The following is a 19,235-nucleotide window of genomic DNA, read 5'->3' as shown; positions in this document are numbered from 1 at the left end:
GATGCGAATGAAAGTAAAGTTTTTGATTGTATGTAGTTTCCTCTTCAGTATCGGTTCTTTGGTCGCTCAAACGGACTCGAAATCTAAGGAATATCATGTTGCTATCGGGGGTAAAGATGGACAGGCTGGTACACGGGAAAAGCCACTCCGAACCATTATGGCGGCGGCGAAGCTCGCTATGCCCGGCGATATCATCACGGTCCATGAAGGAGTCTATCGAGAGCATATTGTTCCGCCAAGAGGTGGGCTTTCGGAAACAGAACGGATTACCTACCGTGCGGCGAAGGGCGAAAAGGTCGTCATCAAGGGCTCAGAAGAAGTGAAAGGCTGGAAATTTTTACAAGACGATATCTGGCAATTAGAATTACCTAATTCATTCTTTGGTGCTTTCAATCCCTATCAGGAGGAGATTCGGGGAGACTGGTTTTGGCCTGCACCCAAAGAACGTAAATATCATCGTGGAGCAGTCTATCTCAATGGACATTGGCTGATGGAAGCCGCTTCCAAAGAACAGCTCTTGAAAGATCATTCATCCAAGGGGGGATGGTGGGCTTCGGTAGATCGAGAGAAGACATCAATATGGGCTCGATTTCCACATACCGATCCTAACCAGCAAAAAGTAGAGATTAATGTACGCCGTCGGGTTTTCTATCCTGACCAGCCTTTTGTCAATTTCATTACCGTGGACGGTTTTGTACTAGAACAGGCTGCTACCAACTGGGCTCCACCGACAGCCGAGCAGGAGGGACTTGTGGGCACACATTGGAGCAAGGGCTGGCGCATCGTAAACAATACCATACAGTATTCTAAATGTGTTGGAATTGCATTGGGAAAATATGGTGATCACTATGACAATAAAGATACGGAGTCTGCCGAAGGCTATGTCGGCACAATAAAAAGAGCGCTAGCTTTTGGTTGGAATAAAGATAGTGTCGGTGGTCATTATGTAGGTAATAATAAGATTGCCTATTGTGAGCAGGCTGGTATTGTCGGGAGCATGGGCTGTTCATTTAGTACAGTCGAACATAATACAATCCATGATATTCATATCGAACGCTTGTTTACCGGGGCGGAGATGGCCGGAATAAAATTTCACGGTGCAGTAGATGTGAGTATCAGGAATAATCGCATTTTCCGGACAAATATGGGGATTTGGCTAGATTGGATGGCTCAGGGAGCACAGATCACGAACAACTTATTTGACCACAATGATCTTGATGTATTTTTGGAGGTGACGCACGGACCTGCTATATTGGCCAATAACGTCATGCTCTCTACAAAAAATCTATCAATGAATGCGCAAGGAGTAGCATTTGTGCATAATCTTTTTGCTGGAAAAATCGAAGTAATAGCCTACGATAGCCGATTGACACCCTATCTTAAACCGCATTCAACAGGACTTGTCGCGTTAAAAGATAATCCCGGTGGCGACGTACAGTTCATCAATAATATTTTTGCAAAAGGAGCAGATATTAGCGATTATAACAAAGCCTTCCTTCCTGTATTATTAGATGGGAATATTTATTTAGAGGGCAGTATCGGGGTTGCGACCAATAAGGTCAATGAACGAATGGGCGAAATTCATGCCGATGCCCAACAGCAAATGAAATCCTATGTAATGCATGCCGCAGTAGAAAAGGACGCATTAATTGATACCAATGAAGTAGCTGAAGTTAAGTTTATGGAAAAAGATGGCGAGGTTTATCTGGCATTTCCATTCTCCGAAAAATGGTCAAAACAAAAAAGGAACCTGGTGACTTCTAAATCATTGTTGCCAACGGTAATTTCCCAATTGCCTTTCGAGAATCATGATGGATCAGCACTTCAGATTGATCGCGACTATTTTGGTGAAAAAAGAAAGTCGTCTAACCCATTTCCGGGTCCTTTTGAATCTATCAGTAAAAGGGATAAACCCCAATTGATATGGTCTGAATCCAAAAAGCTACTACATTAACCGATAATTTCCCAATCAAGTGTTATGATAAAATCGTCAAATCTTAAGATTGTTTTCTTTGCCTGTATCCTGAGTTTTTGTTCTAGCAACATGAGTATAGCACAAGAAGCTCTGTCAAAACAGGGATTGTTGCAAAAAAGTAAAGCCATCGTGTCGCAATATACCGCCAATTTTGACCAACCACCGGCACGGATACCCTCTCAAGTGGCGGTCGACGCACCCTTATTGGGAAATGGAAGCATGGGAGTTGCCATTGCTGGCCCTCCTGAAAAGCAAAGCTATTATCTGGCGCGAAACGATTTCTGGCGGTTGAAATCTGGATTTAATGAATCTTATCCTGCCGTCTTAGGGAAGGTAGAGCTTAGTATGCCCATGCTGAAAAAAGCAAGTTATCAAGTCAATGTTGATCTCTATACAGCGATTGCGACTTCTACGTTCAAGTCTGGAGATGCCTTACTGGTGATTAAATCTTTTGTTTCAGCTCAAAATGACTGTTTGATTTTACATCTTCAAAATAAGGGGATACTACCAATTAATGGACAAATAGATCTCCTTCTTCCTGACAAAGATCAGTTTAAAAATAATCCACCGACGGAAATGCTTTTCCCAGCGGTCACGAAAATGGAGCATGGGACGAACGGAACGACATTGATCAGTAGGGGCTTCGATACGCTGGTTGATATTCCGACAAAAGCTGCAGCAGCGGGCAGGATACTCGGACTGCAGCAACCTACTTTCAACTTGAATGTGGGAGACTCGTTAACCTATGTTTGTGCACTGTCGTCCAATTTCAAAAATAGAGATTGCGTGCAAGCTGTACTAAAAATAGCGAATGGATTGAAAGCGAAGAAGGTGGAGCTTTTAGAAAGTGCCCATAAAAAATGGTGGGCGGACTTCTGGGCTGAGTCCTATGTTGAAATCCCCGACAAGCTAATTGAAAAACAATATTACCGCTCACACTATTTGATGGGCTCCTGTAGTCGGGATACCCAATTTGCTCCCCCAATTTTCGGGACATGGATCACCAAGGAAATTCCAAATTGGAATGGTGATTATCATTTGAACTACAATTACATGGCTCCCTACTATGGACTTTATTCATCCAATCATCTTGGCGCAGCTAGTTCATATGAACAACCATTACTTGATTTTATGGAACGTGGTAAGTTTTATTCTAAGGAAATTGCTGGGATTACGGACGGTTTACTCTATCCTGTGGGGATAGGCCCCAAAGGGATGGAGACAACCCGTCAAAATGCAATTATGGAAAATACTTTTGGGGGATACATCAAAGGTGGACAGGTTGAGTATCAAGGCTTGTTCTTTGGACAGAAGAGTAATGTATCCTACGGTGTGACCAATATGGCTACAGCATTTTATACAACTTATGATCGTCGCTATGCGCGGAAAATATACTCTTATGTGCGGGGAGCAGCACAGTTTTGGAGTAGTTATGTGAAGAAAGATGCCAACGGTCGTTATGTGATTTTCAACGATGCCATCCATGAGGGAACGGTGGGAGACAGTAATCCGATTTTAAGTCTTGGGCTTGCTAGGCAAACATTACAGCTTGCGATGGATTTAAGCGCCTATTTAAATATGGACGACCAGTTAGCACTAAAATGGGCGGAGGTGAAAGAGAATTTGGCCGTATTTCCTATTCAGGAACGAAATGGGAAACAGGTTTTTCGCTATACTGAAAAAGGGCCCGCTTGGTGGAACGATAATTCATTGGGCATACAACATATTTTTCCTGCCATGCAAATTGATCTGGAAAGCGAACAGAACCTAATCGATATCGCACGGAATACCATTGAAGAAATGGGACGATGGTCTGATAACAATGGGACCAATAGTTTTTTTCCTGCGGCGGTACGGGTGGGATATCCTGCCGATCGTATTTTGCAACATCTCAACCAATATAGTAGACATACTTATCCTAATGGATTTCAGTTGGATAATCCACATGGAATAGAGAATTGCAGCACGGTACCGACTACAATAAATCAGATGTTATGTGGAACGCATGGTGCGGTTTTAAAATTGTTTCCTGTATGGCCAAAACAGCAGAATGCTCTATTTGCCAATTTGCGTGTCAACGGTGCTTTTTTAGTATCATCGAGCCTCAGAGATGGGGCGGTCGATTATGTCGAAATTTTAAGTGAACAGGGACAGCCACTAATCTTGGATAACCCCTGGCCGGGTAAACAGGTCTCCTGCCATAAAAATGGAAAAAAGACATGGCTAATGAAAGGAAACCGGCTACAAATAGATACAAAAAAAGGAGACCACTTTTATCTAGTGGCTGTTCGCTAGAATACATTGTCGCATAGTTGGTCCCAGGAACGAAACAATTTGATCAACAGGGGTGGTTAGCCGATTCGGCTTTGCAATGGTGGATATGAAGATAATCCGTTTTGGAACAACTGAAAAGAGAAAATCATTACTGACTAATAGATAAAACGATGAAATTTAACTGTTGTTTTTCACAATTGACTATACTTTTTCTATTGCTTGTAGTTGGAGGAAAGCAGGCTATGGCACAAAGCAAAAATTATGCTTTTCTAGATGTGAAAAAGAGCCGTGAAGAACGTATACAAGATCTGATTGCACGACTGACTCTATCAGAGAAAGTGCAGATGATGAAACATGAGTTTAAAGGAATTCCACGATTGGACATTCCAGCATACGATTGGTGGAATGAGGCACTGCACGGTGTTGCAAGGACAGAAGAAAAAGTGACGGTATATCCACAGGCAATAGGGATGGCAGCAACCTTCAATACGGTTGCGGTCAAACAGATGGGTGACTACACGTCGACTGAGGGGCGCGCGCTTTTCAATGAAGATTTAAAGGCTGGAAAAACAGGTAAACGTTATCGGGGCTTGACCTATTGGACACCCAATATCAATATCTTTCGCGATCCACGGTGGGGAAGGGGACAGGAAACTTATGGTGAGGATCCTTATTTAACGGGACAGATCGGAACAGCAATTGTTCAGGGACTGGAGGGGGATGATCCACATTATCTAAAGGCAGTTGCTGCGGCCAAGCATTATGCTGTGCATAGCGGACCTGAGCATAACAGACATTCTTTTAATGCCGAAGTAACAGCTTATGATCTTTGGGATACCTACCTCCCGGCGTTTCGCCAATTGGTCGTAAAAGCTAAGGTACATGGTATCATGTGCGCCTATAATCGTTTGGATGGAATGCCTTGTTGTGGAAATAATGTATTACTCAATAACATTTTACGTCAGCAATGGGGCTTTAAAGGTTATGTGACATCGGATTGCGGCGGTATTAATGATTTTGCCAGTGGACATAATACTCATCCGGATAATACAGCAGCCGTTAGTGCTGCCGTATTAGCGGGAACAGATCTTGAATGTGGTAATTTATATCAATTGCTGGAACAGGGGGTAAAGCAAGGTGCTTTATCTGAAAAAGACATCGATATATCCCTGACCCGACTTTTACAGATCTGGTTTCAATTGGGCATGTTTGATCCACAAGCGCTCGTGCCTTATGCGAAGATCGGTCGTGAGGTTATCGAAAGTAAATCACATAAAGCACATGCTTATAAAATGGCACAGGAGTCTATGGTGCTATTGAAAAATGAGCATAATGTGCTACCCCTTGACCCCAATAAAATAAAGAGAGTTGCTTTGATCGGACCCAATGCCAATAATGGACATGCGCAGTTAGCCAATTATTTTGGTACCCCTTCAGAAATCATCACTCCATTGAGCAGTTTGCAAAAACGTTATGGTAAGCAAATCGCTATTGACTATTTCGCAGGAACTGAAATCATGAAAAAAATAGATGGTGGTCCTTCTTCTGAAGAAATTGTTAAAAAAGTTAGTGCAGCAGACGTTATTGTCTTTGTTGGTGGTATAACTGCAGATTATGAAGGGGAAGCAGGTGATGCAGGGGCTGCGGGCTATGGTGCTTTTGTGAACGGCGACCGTTCTACTATGGCTTCTCCTGAGGTACAAACTACGCTTTTGAAAGAACTGAGGAAGGCAGGAAAACCGCTTATTTTGGTTAATATGTCGGGGTCCGTCATGAGTTTTGACTGGGAATCGCAACATGTCGATGCGATATTGCAGGCATGGTATGGTGGACAGGCGGCTGGGGATGCCATTACAGACGTGCTTTTTGGTCGGTATAATCCCGCGGGCCGTATGCCTTTAACAACCTATAAGAGCGATGCCGATTTGCCTGATTTTGAGGATTATTCGATGGCTAACCGAACCTACCGTTACTTTAAAGGTGAAGCACGTTATCCATTCGGTTACGGCCTGAGCTATACTAATTTTGAATACGATCAGCTAAATACTCCGGCGATGGTGGAAACAGGAACCGATGTTCAAGTAACAGTGCAGGTTACAAACACCGGTGATCGTGATGGCGATGAGGTTGTACAATTATATGTTGTTCATCAAAAAGAAGGAAATTATAAGGTTCCAAACAGTGCTTTAAAGGGATTTCAGCGTGTATTCTTCAAAAAAGGACGTTCTCAAAAGATAACTTTCACATTGACCCCTGAAGATCTGGCCCTGGTCAACGAAAAAGGTGAATTGATACAAAAAACGGGATCTGTGAAAATATATATCGGTGGTGGTCAACCAGGAAAATCTGTGGGAGTTGAGCGAGAAATTACAATGCAAGGAACAGCGTATCGACCTTATTAAGACAAAATAGAAGAAGGCTTGTATAGGTCCATATTTTTAAATAATCAACGAATAAATAATAATAAATGAAAGCAGTTTTCGGAATGATCCTAGCGCTGTTGTCCTTCTCCTTATTTGGACAACAGCAGGAAATTACACGCATGGGAAATGCGCGTGTTGAGCTTTTTGATCGGGACTGGAAGTTTTCCCGCTTTGGTTTGCAGGCCGATGGTAATCAATTGGCGGAACCGAATGATTTGTATAAGACCGAGTTTATCGATAATACCTGGCGTAGCTTGGATCTTCCGCATGATTGGGCTATTGAGGGACCATTCCGTATAGAATTGGCCAGTGAATCGGGAAAGCTGCCGTATAAAGGAATAGGATGGTATAGAAAACATTTTAAAGTCGAGAACCTTCAAGCTGGAGAGCGTGTTTATCTGGATTTTGATGGTGCTATGGCAAATGCCAAAATTTGGTTAAATGATCGTTATGTGGGAACCTGGCCTTATGGTTATAGTTCCTTTCGTATGGACTTGACACCCTATCTGAAAAAAGAGGGTGAGAATGTTTTGGCTGTACGTTTGGATACGGAAAATTGGGAATCAAGATGGTATAGCGGAGCAGGAATCTATCGTCATGTATGGATGGTGCGTACTTCTGCTGTGCATGTTGCACATTGGGGGACTTCGATTACAACACCGGTTATCAACGATCAATACGCCACGATAAAGAACGAAGTAACATTGGAGAACTTCCGTTTTTTTCCAGTACATGCTGAGGTAAAAGCCACCTATTTCGAGTTGGATGCGCAAGATAAACCTGGAAAACAAGTGGCGACTGCCAGTGGATTTGTAGACCTTCATGCCAATGCGAGTGGCAAAATGAATCTTGAAACACGTATCAATCAACCGAAACGCTGGGATATTCTGTCTCCAAATCGTTATGTGGAAAAGATTGAAATAATCGTTGACGGCCAAGTAAGCGATACATATTACAGTCCTTTTGGGCTACGGACAATTGAGTTTACAGCACATGAGGGCTTCAAATTAAACGGTCGCCGTGTGGATATAAAAGGCGTATGTAATCATCATGATTTGGGTTCATTGGGTGCCGCATTCAATAAAAGCGCATTGGAGCGCCAGCTTAAAATGTTACAGACAATGGGTATGAATTCCTTGCGTACCTCACACAATCCACCAGCGCCAGAATTATTGGAACTGGCGGATAAAATGGGGATCCTGATCTGGGATGAAGCTTTCGATGCATGGCGAACAGGTAAACGTGCTAAAGATTACAACAGACTATATGATGAATGGCACGAGCGTGATCTATTGGCGATGGTTCATCGCGACCGCAACCATCCTTCGGTTTTCATCTGGTCTATCGGTAATGAGGTGCTTGAACAGCAAGATGTTGAGATGACTGGGCATTTGGCTAATATTATCCGTCATGCAGATCCTACACGTCCGGTTTCCAATGGTTATAATGATCCTGATGGAGGTCGGGAATCGGGTGCTGCGACAGCGTTGGATATTATGGGAGTTAATTATTTCTTTAGTCAACAAGGACGTTGGGATAAAGATCCACGTTACAAGAATATGCCGACTTTAGGCAGCGAGACTTCTTCTTGTGTATCTTCTCGGGGAGAATATTTTTTTGGAACCGATTACGATGGCTGGCAGGTCACCTCCTACGATCGTGCTGCCCCGGGCTGGGGTTGTTCACCGGATGCACAGTTTCGGATATTGGCACAATATCCAAACTTGCTGGGAGAATACGTGTGGACGGGTTTTGATTATTTAGGTGAGCCAACACCATATAATTCGGCGGAGACCAATTTGTTGAATTTTAGGACGGATCCTGCGAAACGCGCTGAGTTAGAAGCTGCACTGGAAGAATTGAAAAAGAAGAATCCACCTTCAAGAAGTAGCTATTTTGGTATTATAGATCTTGCCGGTTTTCCAAAAGATCGGTTTTACCTATACCAATCCCATTGGCGACCAGAATTGCCGATAGCACATATCCTACCACATTGGACTTGGGAGAATAGAAAGGGAGAGATTACACCTGTTCACGTGTATACTTCCGGAACCGAAGCTGAACTTTTTGTAAATGGAAAAAGCCAAGGACGTAAGAAAAAAGCTTTGAGCCAAGATTTTAGATTACAATGGGATAGTGTTCGTTACGAACCAGGAACGGTCAAAGTGGTTGCTTATAAGGATGGTAAGGAATGGGCTAAATCTGAAATTAAAACTGCAGGAAAAGCGGAAAGACTTCAAATGGAGGCAGATCGTGTGACGATTGATGGGAAAAAATCGGAATTGGTGTTCGTTTCTGTCAAAGTAACGGATAAAAAGGGAACGTTGGTACCCCAATCGGACGCTCTGATTGATTTCTCGGTCGGAGGGGCCGGAGAAATAGTATCTACGGATAATGGAAATGCAATTGATTTTACTTCTTTCCAAAGTCATTCGCGTAAAGCATACAACGGAATGGCACTGGTTATCGTGAAGGCGAAAAAAGGAGAAAAGGGTGAAATCCGTATTAAAGCAACAAGTAAAGAGTTAAACCTGGCTTCCGTAAAAATAATGGTCAAATAACCTAATTTAAGTTTGAGTTAAACCAACAAAACCATTCTTTAAGATGGTTTTGTTGGTTTTGGATTTTAGCAATTTTTCTATTTATTCTGTTTCTCGTTTCTCCGGCCAGCCAACAAACACGCCGGTCTCCAAAGTTAACTCTCCAGTGGAGGGATTATAACTGTCTTTTGATAAGATGGGCATTTCTCCGGCTACCTTACTTTGTTCGGGATTATGTGTACGGTTGTGGGATGTGGGCACCTTCTCAAGATGGACCGTTTGGCCATTGATCTGTAAATTTTTCTGTACAATGGTTATCTTAGGCAATTTGTCATAATGTATCACAGTCATCCCTTCCAGATTTCTCGGTCTTTGTGCAAAATCTATAAAGTATTTGTATTGTTCTAAGAACGAGGTGATTTGTTTCCTCATTTGGATCTTTTTACCTGGGAATGCCAAAGACCCCACATTGCTGATCTTTTTGCTGCTTAAATCTTCGACATACATGGTGATCCAGGAATGTTCATAATCTCCCCAGCTGAAATAGGTTTCCTTGTGATTGATCGAGTCGGGTACCGCCTTGCCGGGGATATAACCGTCTTTTTTTAGCGTTATCCGATAAGCCCCCTTATGCCATCCCACGGTATTTCGGACACTGATAAAGTCGCCTTCGGCGTCAGAACTAGCATAATAACCTGTTGTTTTCAATGCCTTTTTCGTCCGTTCGAACCAGCGTGAAAAGATACCATTAAATTTGATTTCTTGCTCCTTGCCTGTCTTAACACTGATACCACCACCAGCGGATTGAATACCACAATACAAAGGAATATTGTTCAGCGCAATATTAAAAGGGGAAATATAAAATGAATAATGATCAGGTATATCGTCCTGCACTATAATATCGATGGAAATAGATTGGAAATCATTGATTGCCGAATCCAATACATAATAGGAATTGGTATAGTGTAAAGGAGGCAATATTAAGCTGTCAGGAAAGACGAATTCCGTAGCCATCTTTTTCTTGAGCTCTTGATCTATACTGCTGTTCTGGTACTTTTTTTTGAGTTCTTCTTTGGTTTGAGAAAATGCTGTCATACCAAATGATAGCATCAGCAACAATAGAGGATATTGATGTTTGAATGACTTCATCGATTTACTTTTAATTTGGTTTGAAAATAGGTATTATATTTTATATTATTTACTCATAAGGTTAAAATTCCATCCATAAATCACTGTCAGAACTACGGATCATAAATCATCTGGGACGAATTGTAAGAGCAGGAAAAACAGCTGTAAATGGTACTTTATATTTGTACAAGGAAATTATTTTAGCTGTATCCCATGTATTAGTTTATGGAAATTATTAAAGCATTTATCACTTATTTGGTTACTTACGTCATCACTTATTATAGCATCAGGTACGCACTCGCTGATAACATCTTAATTAGTACGATGAATATGGCTATTTCGGCATTAATTGCAGCATCCATTACAGCTTTACTAGCTGTAGATTTGTTGAGAAATAATAAGAATGAAGCGTAAAACGCTACACCCGAAAACTCAAATAGTATAGAGGCGTGAAAAAAGGGAGCCTTTTTATTCAAAAGCTCCCTTTTTTTGCAATATAAAAAAAACGATTTACGCTATCTTTTTTCGAATTTATACGAAAGTGTTGCCATAAAACTACGGGGTGGGATAGGGTTTACACTATAGTTTTCGTGAATGTAATAATTAAATGCATTGGTGATATTGGACAATTTTCCAAGAATGCTCCAATTTTTATAGGTGTATCCGGCAGAAAAGTCAATTGTGGTAAATGGACTGACAGAAATCAAACGATTAAGACCGTCTCGAACATTGATTTTGCTATTGTTCCATCCAGCATTCCGTCTGCCCGTATAAAAAGAAGAGAAGCCTAGTTTTAATCCTTTAACAGTTCCTTGTTGAAAAGTGTAAAATACTGTCCCATTTGCGGTATGGGCTGTGGTACCCACTAAGCGTACGTTTTCCTCACTTCCTGAAATTTCCACAACTTTCGTTTCATTTCCGGCTGTTGTTGTATAGCTTGAAATGGGACTTGTATGCGTATAGCGCATATAGTTGTAGGAATAACCAGCTGTCACATTTAGACCAGGTAATAATGTTCCCGTTAGCTCCGCTTCTAGCCCCTCAGAAGCTGTTTTTCCGGAGAACTCCTTCATGTTGGCATCGCCGTTTTCGGTGCCATCTGGTTTCAGCAGCAGCTGCTGTGCGAATCTATTGTTATTGATTCTATACCAGGCAAGATTCGCAGATAGACGACCATTGAAAAAATCATTCTTGATACCAGCTTCATATTGATCAATTATTGATGGTGCTAGAGGTTGGTAATTGATATCGTAGCCGGAGTTTGAGGTGAAATTATTCGCATAGGTTACATATATACTTGATGAAGGTATCGGTTGATAAATCAAGCCGAATTTAGGTGACCATGCTTTATCAACTTTGGCTCCCATTGGATTCCCTTGTCCATCTTTTGTAACAACTTCTTCTGTTTTATTTTCTTTGTAAGTAAATAGCTCGGAATAGGGCGTACGTTGATACGAATAGCGTATTCCGGCCAAAACTTTAAACTTCTCATTCAGTTCGATTAAATCCTGTAGAAATACACCGTATCGATAGATATCTGTTGTGGTTTTTGTCAACAGATCAGCTCTTGGGATATCAGTTCTCAATCCGTTGCCTGTAGTCGTATGCTGTGCTGTTTGACCCGGATTGAAAACATAAATCGCATCGTAAGGATTTGCTTTTAATACATTTTTGTTATCATAATAATTGATCCCTTCCATAAAAAATGCATACACATTTGCATGAGATTGATCTGCATCGGCACCGACTAGAATTTTATGTTTAATTGCACCTGTTTTTACAGTACCCGTTAAATTTAACTGCTGGTTGGCTGTAAATTCGTTTGATTTGGATCTTGTCAAATTTCTGGGAGCAATACCATTTTTGTCAGCCTGGATCCGATCAGACCCATAATAGTCACGATCGTAGGTTTGATAACTTGCAATCGCATTTAAATTCCAGGATCCGTTAAATTTATGGTTGAAATTGATCTGACCGTTTGAAGTATTTGTATTGTTATAAGCCCAAGGTACATTTAAGAATGTATTTCTTCCGACAGATTGATTTAATTTGCCGTCGACAGTCCCTATTCCGAAGTCTGGTGTGAAATCACTTTTCAAGTAATCAAATGTAAAGTTTAGATCCGTTTGATCGGAAATCTTATACAATACAGATGGGTTTACATAGGTTCGTTTTGACTTGACCTGATCTCTGAAGCTGCCAGCTTTTTCATACGTGCCTATCATGCGAAAAGCGACTTTATTTGAAATTGGGCCGTAAACATCGACTGTAGGTTTATAAAAGTCATAACTACCTACACGCATTGAAGCTTCTCCGCCGTAGGAGAACTTAGGCTTTTTGGTAACCAGATTAACGACCGCACCGCCGGATACACCACCATATAGTAATGCAGCACTTCCTTTAAGGATTTCAACGGATTCTAATGTACTGGCTTCTATCGAACCACCATTATTTGTGCGTGCGCCATTTTTAAAGATATTGTTTGCTCCCAAGCTGTAACCTCTCGCATAGAAGTTTTCATTTACACCACCACGATTTGCCCCCATGGCTACACCATTCGCATTTTTGAGCGCATCACTCAACCTATTGACTTGTTGATCGGTAATGATCTGCTTATTAATAATCTGTACACTTTGCGGCAAGTCTTTATCAATAATACCAGCTTTTCCAACGTTGACCGTTTTATTATTATGGGAATTATACCCAAATACTTCAACCTGCTCCAATTGCGCCTCAGAAATATTCATCGCTACAATAACTGTTTGCGCTTTACCATCTTTAACAGTTATTGTTTGTTCTTCAACAGCGTTGCCGATGCTCTTGATTCGAATGGTATAGGTCCCATCCGGAAGATCGGAGAAATGAAAACTGCCATCACGGGAAGTTGAAGTTGATCTACCAAGTGCTGTAATGGTTACTGTAGCTGACTCGATTGCTGCACCATCTTTGGTTTTGACGCGTCCATGTACCCCTTTACTTTGAGCCGAAACATCCAAATGTGTCGCTCCTACCAATCCCAGACTTAAGATAAGCCCCAGAAGAGATCTTTTCATTATTAATATTGAATTAGTCTAAATTATTTGTCGGCGCAAACATACAATTAATTTAGTTATTTAGACTGATTTAAAATAAAAAAATAACATACCTTTTATTTAATACTATTGTAGATAAGAATACTGGGATATTTGCTTGTTTTTTTTGTGTTTAAAGTATTGACATTCAGTGGTCTGTCATGTTTTTATTAACCACTACGAATCGTAAATCATAAGCGCGGATTGTAAATGAATGATACCTAGGATAAATAGACCTGATATATTTGGAATTAGGAGATCAACAGGGTACCGATCACGGTATCGATGTTTTTCATTAGGTTAGAAGAAAGCCGTTAGGAATTCCCCATTCCAGCGGCTTTTACTTTTTATAAATTTGTATTATCATGATCCTTTCCACCGCTGAACTGGCTGTTCATGACACTACCGCTATCCTACAATAAAAATCACTTTATCTTATTTCTTTGTTATTCTGATTTTTATATAGGTTGGATAGGTATTTTTATATATCTTTGATAAAGAACCAAAAGCCTTTAGCCTTTCCGCTGTTAACATGGAGATATTTTGACTTTTGGGGAACGAGTAATTTTTGAATTATGAAATATCTTTTTGTACTATTGCTCGGTTTATTCCTATTGTCCAGTTGTGACAAGGAAGAAGGTGATCCAGACTCCATGGAGATCGACGGTGCTGCATTAGCCAAAAAGTTTCAATTTATAGGTCGCTCTGTTGGTTTTTCAGTAAACCAGATTTATGTCGATCAAACCATAGACAAAAATTTTTACCTGGGAACAGTATGGGGATTGAAAGATACTATACCCACGGTGAAGCTAGCTTCCCTTCGTAGTCATTATAAGCCTTTTAAAATTACAATTGTGCCTACCACTTCCGCTATTTCAAATGCGAAGATCGTTCCAACCTTCGACGGAATTCGTTCCTATGCCCGTAAAAATAAAAGCACTGAGCTGACAATGTCAGGTTTTTCCATAACAGATTTCTTTGATTATGAATCAATACGTTACCATCTCAATAATAGCCCTGACGTAGATAGTGTTTTAAAGCTTGTCGAACACCATGATTCAACAACAATCAAAAGAGCATATAGCTGTTTGATGCGTAGTGAAAATATAGCATTTTCATTGATGGCACAATTCAATGAGTTTTCGTCAGCTTTTAGCAGAAAAGATGTTGCCCAGCTAAAACAAGCTGGTTTTAATCCCTATTATACAAATATTGCGAATTACGGTACCCATTTGATTATGATGGGAGAAAGTGATTATCCTCGGATTGATTTCAAAAATGTACTTGATAAATTATTGGACGGTCAGCCTTTGACAGAAAGGGAGGAAACGATCTTGAACGCTTCGGATCTACTAATCTATCTACGTGGTGGTAAGAGAGAGAGTTTTATCAGGCGCGAAAGCGGTTTGCAAGAAATAACTAAGCTGATAACAGAATTTAAAAAAGAGTTTGAAAAACAAAGTAATTCATTTGATTTCCCCATCAGCTATTCGCTCAGAAGTTTAGATAATTTCTCACCTTTGAAGTTTTGGTATTCCTATGATTTTCTTGTTCGTGAAGAAAAAGGCAATTAAAGTTTTTTATGCAGGACTTTGCTGCATGATGTAATCAACAACGTGCTGGCTACCAAGGTTAAAAAAAGTAATTTTGATTCTTTTAATTTTTATTTATATAATTAATTAGTGCTCTGTTAATCGAATTTCCTACCGTTTTTATTGCGTTGATAGCTTGCAATAGCTCAGCAAAAATTAGTAGCTTTATTTTTTTGAATTACTATGAAACTACGCTCTTTATTTTTTGCCCTATCGGTATCACTTTTTAACTTATGTCTAGCACAGTCTGCAGATACACGCGCTATTGCTAAACAGCTTGACCAACCTCTTGAAATAGCCCTTGCCAAAGCAGGAAAAAATAGGACTTCATTGGAAAAAGTGCTCAAAGACGTGCCCAAAAATATGAAGGAAGGTGCAGTCTTCTTAATTTCCTATATGCCACAACGGGATCTGGAATCCTTAAGCAGTGATTTCTTATTGCGCAATATTGAATTGGCCTATCGGGCGAAAGAGAAGTTCGCTTGGACGAAGCAGCTACCAGATTCCATTTTTTTAAATGAGGTATTGCCTTACGCCGTGCTCAATGAAAATCGGGACGAATGGCGCGAAGAACTCTTTAATAGGTTTTCAAAGTATGTGGAGTCTTGTAAGACACTCCGTGAGGCCATCGCCGCTGTCAATAAAAATATTCGGGACGAAGTTATGGTTGATTATAACACAAAAAGAAAACGGCCTGATCAATCTCCCTCAGAATCCATTGATCAAGGGATGGCTTCCTGTAGTGGGCTGTCAATTCTGTTGACTGATGCGTTTCGTGCAGTGGGTATCCCATCCAGGGTCGCGGGAACCTTAAACTGGTTTGACAATCGTGGAAATCACAACTGGTGTGAGGTCTGGATAGATGGGAAATGGTATTTTACAGAATATTACCCCGATAAAGAGTTGAATCGTTCTTGGTTCTTAGCGGATGCGGGCAAAGCAGATGCAAGTAATCGGGAGCATGCCATTTATGCTTCTTCTTTCAAAGCGGCAGAAACGTACTTTCCTTTGGCTTGGGATACAAACTTGAAATATGTGAATGGGGTGAACGTAACGCCTACATATAAAGCTTTATATAACGAGCAACAGCAACAAATTAACATAGACAATAAGCATACGGCAATTTATGTTATTGCTTATGAAAGTAAGGACAAGACCACGCCCGAAGATCGAAAAAAATGTAATATCGATATCTTTCAAGGGAAGGATCAAGTAGGCGGAGGGTCTACCAAAGATGCAAGACAAGATGCAAACGACAGGTTGCAGTTTGCCGTAGAAAAAAACAAAATATACACGCTTAAGTATAATAATAAACAAGGAGCAGTGGAAAAGCAGGTGAAAGTAGAGAATGATCCTATGACAGTAACTATTTTCCTTGAATAAAAACCCGAAGATTTTATTTTGCCGGTGATTAACCAAATAGTAATTTCAAGTAACAGATTATTATGGTATTAATTTGAACAAACGGTTGCGTTTTGATCGGAGTTGCCAATGCTAATAATTCTCATTATTATCGTATTGCTATAGTAAATTAGCAATTAAATAAGATAAAGTGAAAAAATATATATCACTGGCTGCAGCTCAAATGTTGTCGGTTCTATTATTGTCAGCGCAAACGGCCAAGTCCGATGCTCCATTACGATTGTTGGGAACAAGAAGTTGGATACGACTTGATATGAAAGATGGAAAGAACGATCTTTCGGGTGCCAAGCTGTTCTGGTCAAAGACGCATAGGAAGCCCGCTGTTGCCAATGCGGTACTGGCGGAGGGTACCAAACGCTATTATATCCAGCAGGTTGATCCTGAGACAATTTATTATGTTTGGGTGGAATCTGCAGCTGGCAAGCCTTTGGCGCAAGGGAAGTCCTATACCTCCAAAAGTTGGACTTTGGATGACACCGAGCTCGAGGAAGAGAAAAGAAATCCAAGTTCAGCTGTTGTTCCTGTCGGTATGGAAATTTTTTGGCAGGACGAATTTAATGATCGACTTTTAAACCGAAATAAATGGACCACCAATTATTTCTCCTCATTGAATTACCTAAATGAAAAATCAAAGCGGGAAATGTTGCAGGATCAATTACCCCAGCCGGCCTATACGCTTGACGGATCCGCAATTAACCTCTATGTGAACGATACCATCCCAAAGCGCATTTTTACAGAAGGTGGAAACCAAAAGATTTCGTCCATTCAGACTTATGACTGGAAAACGAATGAAAACCTGTTGGACAATAGTAAAGGTGGTTATTTTGAGGTAAAAGTACGCCGCAATCGTCAAGGTAACCCGAAAGGAACAAATACTGCATTTTGGTTTGACTCACCAGGACCAGATATTCGTTACTATCTTCAAGAGGGGGGCGAGGTTGACGGAATAAAAGGAATACGTCCAAAAGGCCAATTGTTTGAAATAGATGTGTTTGAATATATCACGGCTCAATTTGTCATCCACGGACATGTCGATGCGAAAGGGATATTTCAACGTAACCTTGCCACACATATTGCCGAAGGTTATGAGCATGTAGGCCAGTGGGTTACCCATGGTGTGTTGTGGACCCCAACAAGTATTAAGCATTATATCAATGGTGATTTAATTAAAGAGTACGACAATAAAAATCAAATCTACTCACCCAACCATTTTATGAATGTGTTTTTGGGCGCATATGGTTCCGAAGGTGGGGTAAATATGGAGGTCGATTATATCCGTGCCTATAACTGGCCTTTGCGTGATGGAAATGAGCTTCCTAATCCCGATTTTGAGGGGAAAGCTGGTCTTAAGCCCTGGGAAGGAGAAGGGACGATTGAAGAAGGCTTAGGTGAAAAGGGGAGTAAGGCTCTCGTACTTGCTCAAGGGAAAAAGATAGAGCAATACATTTATCTGGACCCAGCGCAACAATTTAACCTTAGGTATTGGGGTAGAGGTGGCAGTATAGCCGTAGCAGTAGACGATGTTAAGGTTGTGACCGGAGAGCTGTCGAATCTAAGCCAACAGATACTGGAGTTGGGTAAGAAAGGTAAAAAGCACGAAATTAATTTTGAGACTGGTCAGGAAATCAAGCCAAATAAAAAAATAGTGCGAATAGCTTTTACGAACACAGGTAAAGAGACTTTATATTTAGATAATATCATGGTAAAGAAGAAATAAAATAACTGAAACTTATCCTAGCATAATAATGGAAATATGGCTCCATGTAGTTGAATAAAAATCAATACATGGAGCCTGTTTTCGTTAAAAGGTTATTGTGCTCTTTTGGAACTCAGTTGGTGACATACCAGTTAAGCTCTTAAAGAAATGAGTAAAGACAGCCTGATCTTCAAACCCAACTTGATACATGACAGTTTTGATTGTAATGGGAACGAGACTCAATAGGCGCTTGGATTCTGCTAATATCTCGTCTTTGATTACTTTTGTCGGTGTTACATTTAGATGATTTCGTGTCAGGCTCAAAAGGTAGTCTGAGCTTACATTTAATTTTTTTGCATAGAATGTGACGTTATGCTCTTTGTTGTAATGGAGCTTTACAAGCTGCAAAAATTCAAATAAAACAGATGGTATTTTAAATAAATTAATATCGTTAATACGCTTTTCTAAAATTCTACTGATTTCCTGTAAGGTGATACGTGCCCGTGAACAAATGATTTCAAGTAGGGGTCGATCCATATGCAATTCATTTCCGATATTTCTTAACTCATAGAGGAGTTTCTCAAATTCCGATTGGGTAAGATCTTGTACGGGGTGTATTCTATATAAATGAAGGCTAAAACGTAATGCAGTACAAACCTTTTCAAAATTTATCTTGGCAATCCGAAGTTGATAGGCAAATGTATAATCCAAAATACTGAAATGGCTTCGCTGTCCCGGAAAAACAATATGTAGCTGATATCCCCGCATGATATGCTTACCCAAATCAATATGGTGGGCTCCTCTTTTTGATTTGGAAAGGGTGATAATAAATTCGTCGTTCTGAAAATTTCTTGTTCTATGGAGCCGTCCCTGCCATTCAGTATAGAGCGTCTCATGATCTTTTTTTAGATCCCCACTTTTTTTGACGATACCTGTTTCAAACATTTTTTTAGGTTAAATAGGGTTATGTGTTATTCAAGTATATAAAAAAAATGAATGATAAAATTGAATAGTCACGTTTTATCCTGCTCTTTCTATTTTTTGTATCAGAAAAAGGTGTTTTTGAGATATGTATTGACCAGAAGTTTTTATCTTGTTTTAAAATTTGGATAGC

The 19,235-nt window shown here is 40.4% G+C and carries 11 protein-coding genes; 8 read left to right on the top strand and 3 right to left on the bottom strand.

Annotated elements, in window-relative coordinates:
- Window positions 1-7 precede the first annotated feature (7 nt).
- The 4 genes from ABFX33_RS05500 to galB all read left to right on the top strand — a co-directional run bounded on the left by ABFX33_RS05500 (window position 8) and on the right by galB (window position 9,233).
- Window positions 8-1,954 carry a right-handed parallel beta-helix repeat-containing protein gene (locus ABFX33_RS05500; protein ID WP_346084713.1) on the top strand — a complete coding sequence of 649 codons (1,947 nt, stop codon included), beginning with the start codon at window positions 8-10 and terminating at the stop codon, window positions 1,952-1,954.
- A gap of 90 nt (window positions 1,955-2,044) precedes the next feature.
- The gene (locus ABFX33_RS05495; protein ID WP_346084712.1) at window positions 2,045-4,270 is read left to right on the top strand and encodes a glycosyl hydrolase family 95 catalytic domain-containing protein; all 2,226 of its coding nucleotides are present in this window, start codon (window positions 2,045-2,047) and stop codon (window positions 4,268-4,270) included.
- Between the two features lie 149 nt (window positions 4,271-4,419).
- The gene (locus ABFX33_RS05490; protein ID WP_346084711.1) at window positions 4,420-6,651 is read left to right on the top strand and encodes a glycoside hydrolase family 3 C-terminal domain-containing protein; all 2,232 of its coding nucleotides are present in this window, start codon (window positions 4,420-4,422) and stop codon (window positions 6,649-6,651) included.
- A gap of 65 nt (window positions 6,652-6,716) precedes the next feature.
- Window positions 6,717-9,233, top strand: a complete 2,517-nt coding sequence (gene galB, locus ABFX33_RS05485) for a beta-galactosidase GalB (RefSeq protein WP_346084709.1) — start codon at window positions 6,717-6,719, stop codon at window positions 9,231-9,233.
- A gap of 81 nt (window positions 9,234-9,314) precedes the next feature.
- Here galB and ABFX33_RS05480 read toward each other — a convergent pair whose 3' ends face one another.
- Window positions 9,315-10,361 carry a hypothetical protein gene (locus ABFX33_RS05480; RefSeq protein WP_346084707.1) on the bottom strand — a complete coding sequence of 349 codons (1,047 nt, stop codon included), beginning with the start codon at window positions 10,359-10,361 and terminating at the stop codon, window positions 9,315-9,317.
- Between the two features lie 204 nt (window positions 10,362-10,565).
- Here ABFX33_RS05480 and ABFX33_RS05475 point away from each other — a divergent pair, with 204 nt between their 5' ends.
- Window positions 10,566-10,754, top strand: coding sequence for a hypothetical protein (locus ABFX33_RS05475; protein WP_257088728.1), 189 nt, complete (start codon window positions 10,566-10,568; stop codon window positions 10,752-10,754).
- 101 nt (window positions 10,755-10,855) lie between these two features.
- Here ABFX33_RS05475 and ABFX33_RS05470 read toward each other — a convergent pair whose 3' ends face one another.
- A complete protein-coding gene (locus tag ABFX33_RS05470; RefSeq protein ID WP_346084706.1) occupies window positions 10,856-13,393 on the bottom strand; it encodes a TonB-dependent siderophore receptor in 2,538 nt (845 codons plus the stop codon).
- A gap of 593 nt (window positions 13,394-13,986) precedes the next feature.
- Between ABFX33_RS05470 and ABFX33_RS05465 the strand changes: the two genes are divergently transcribed.
- The 3 genes from ABFX33_RS05465 (at window position 13,987) to ABFX33_RS05455 (ending at window position 18,142) form a co-directional block, all read left to right on the top strand.
- Window positions 13,987-14,985 (top strand): hypothetical protein, encoded by a 999-nt coding sequence (locus tag ABFX33_RS05465; protein ID WP_346084704.1) that lies wholly within the window; start codon window positions 13,987-13,989, stop codon window positions 14,983-14,985.
- A gap of 201 nt (window positions 14,986-15,186) precedes the next feature.
- Entirely contained in the window at window positions 15,187-16,386 is a 1,200-nt protein-coding gene (locus ABFX33_RS05460) for a transglutaminase-like domain-containing protein (protein WP_346084702.1), read from the top strand.
- Window positions 16,387-16,555: 169 nt separating this feature from the next.
- A complete protein-coding gene (locus ABFX33_RS05455) occupies window positions 16,556-18,142 on the top strand; it encodes a glycoside hydrolase family 16 protein (RefSeq protein ID WP_346084701.1) in 1,587 nt (528 codons plus the stop codon).
- A gap of 84 nt (window positions 18,143-18,226) precedes the next feature.
- Here the strand turns inward: ABFX33_RS05455 and ABFX33_RS05450 are convergent, their stop codons facing one another.
- Complete coding sequence (locus tag ABFX33_RS05450) at window positions 18,227-19,066, bottom strand: helix-turn-helix domain-containing protein (RefSeq protein ID WP_346084700.1); 840 nt, start codon at window positions 19,064-19,066, stop codon at window positions 18,227-18,229.
- Window positions 19,067-19,235 lie beyond the last annotated feature (169 nt).

It is taken from the genome of Sphingobacterium ginsenosidimutans, from assembly GCF_039536865.1.
Lineage (GTDB): Bacteria > Bacteroidota > Bacteroidia > Sphingobacteriales > Sphingobacteriaceae > Sphingobacterium > Sphingobacterium detergens.
Note: the sequence above shows the minus strand (reverse complement) of the source record. Positions and strands in the feature narration are given on the sequence as shown.

What these genes read in the sequence shown, in the direction of transcription:
- ABFX33_RS05480 (WP_346084707.1), bottom strand. Translation starts at nt 10,361, where the DNA reads ATGAAGTCATTCAAACATCAATATCCTCTATTGTTGCTGATGCTATCA.
- ABFX33_RS05490 (WP_346084711.1), top strand. Translation starts at nt 4,420, where the DNA reads ATGAAATTTAACTGTTGTTTTTCACAATTGACTATACTTTTTCTATTG.
- ABFX33_RS05475 (WP_257088728.1), top strand. Translation starts at nt 10,566, where the DNA reads ATGGAAATTATTAAAGCATTTATCACTTATTTGGTTACTTACGTCATC.
- ABFX33_RS05450 (WP_346084700.1), bottom strand. Translation starts at nt 19,066, where the DNA reads ATGTTTGAAACAGGTATCGTCAAAAAAAGTGGGGATCTAAAAAAAGAT.
- galB (WP_346084709.1), top strand. Translation starts at nt 6,717, where the DNA reads ATGAAAGCAGTTTTCGGAATGATCCTAGCGCTGTTGTCCTTCTCCTTA.
- ABFX33_RS05470 (WP_346084706.1), bottom strand. Translation starts at nt 13,393, where the DNA reads ATGAAAAGATCTCTTCTGGGGCTTATCTTAAGTCTGGGATTGGTAGGA.
- ABFX33_RS05495 (WP_346084712.1), top strand. Translation starts at nt 2,045, where the DNA reads ATGAGTATAGCACAAGAAGCTCTGTCAAAACAGGGATTGTTGCAAAAA.
- ABFX33_RS05500 (WP_346084713.1), top strand. Translation starts at nt 8, where the DNA reads ATGAAAGTAAAGTTTTTGATTGTATGTAGTTTCCTCTTCAGTATCGGT.
- ABFX33_RS05465 (WP_346084704.1), top strand. Translation starts at nt 13,987, where the DNA reads ATGAAATATCTTTTTGTACTATTGCTCGGTTTATTCCTATTGTCCAGT.
- ABFX33_RS05460 (WP_346084702.1), top strand. Translation starts at nt 15,187, where the DNA reads ATGAAACTACGCTCTTTATTTTTTGCCCTATCGGTATCACTTTTTAAC.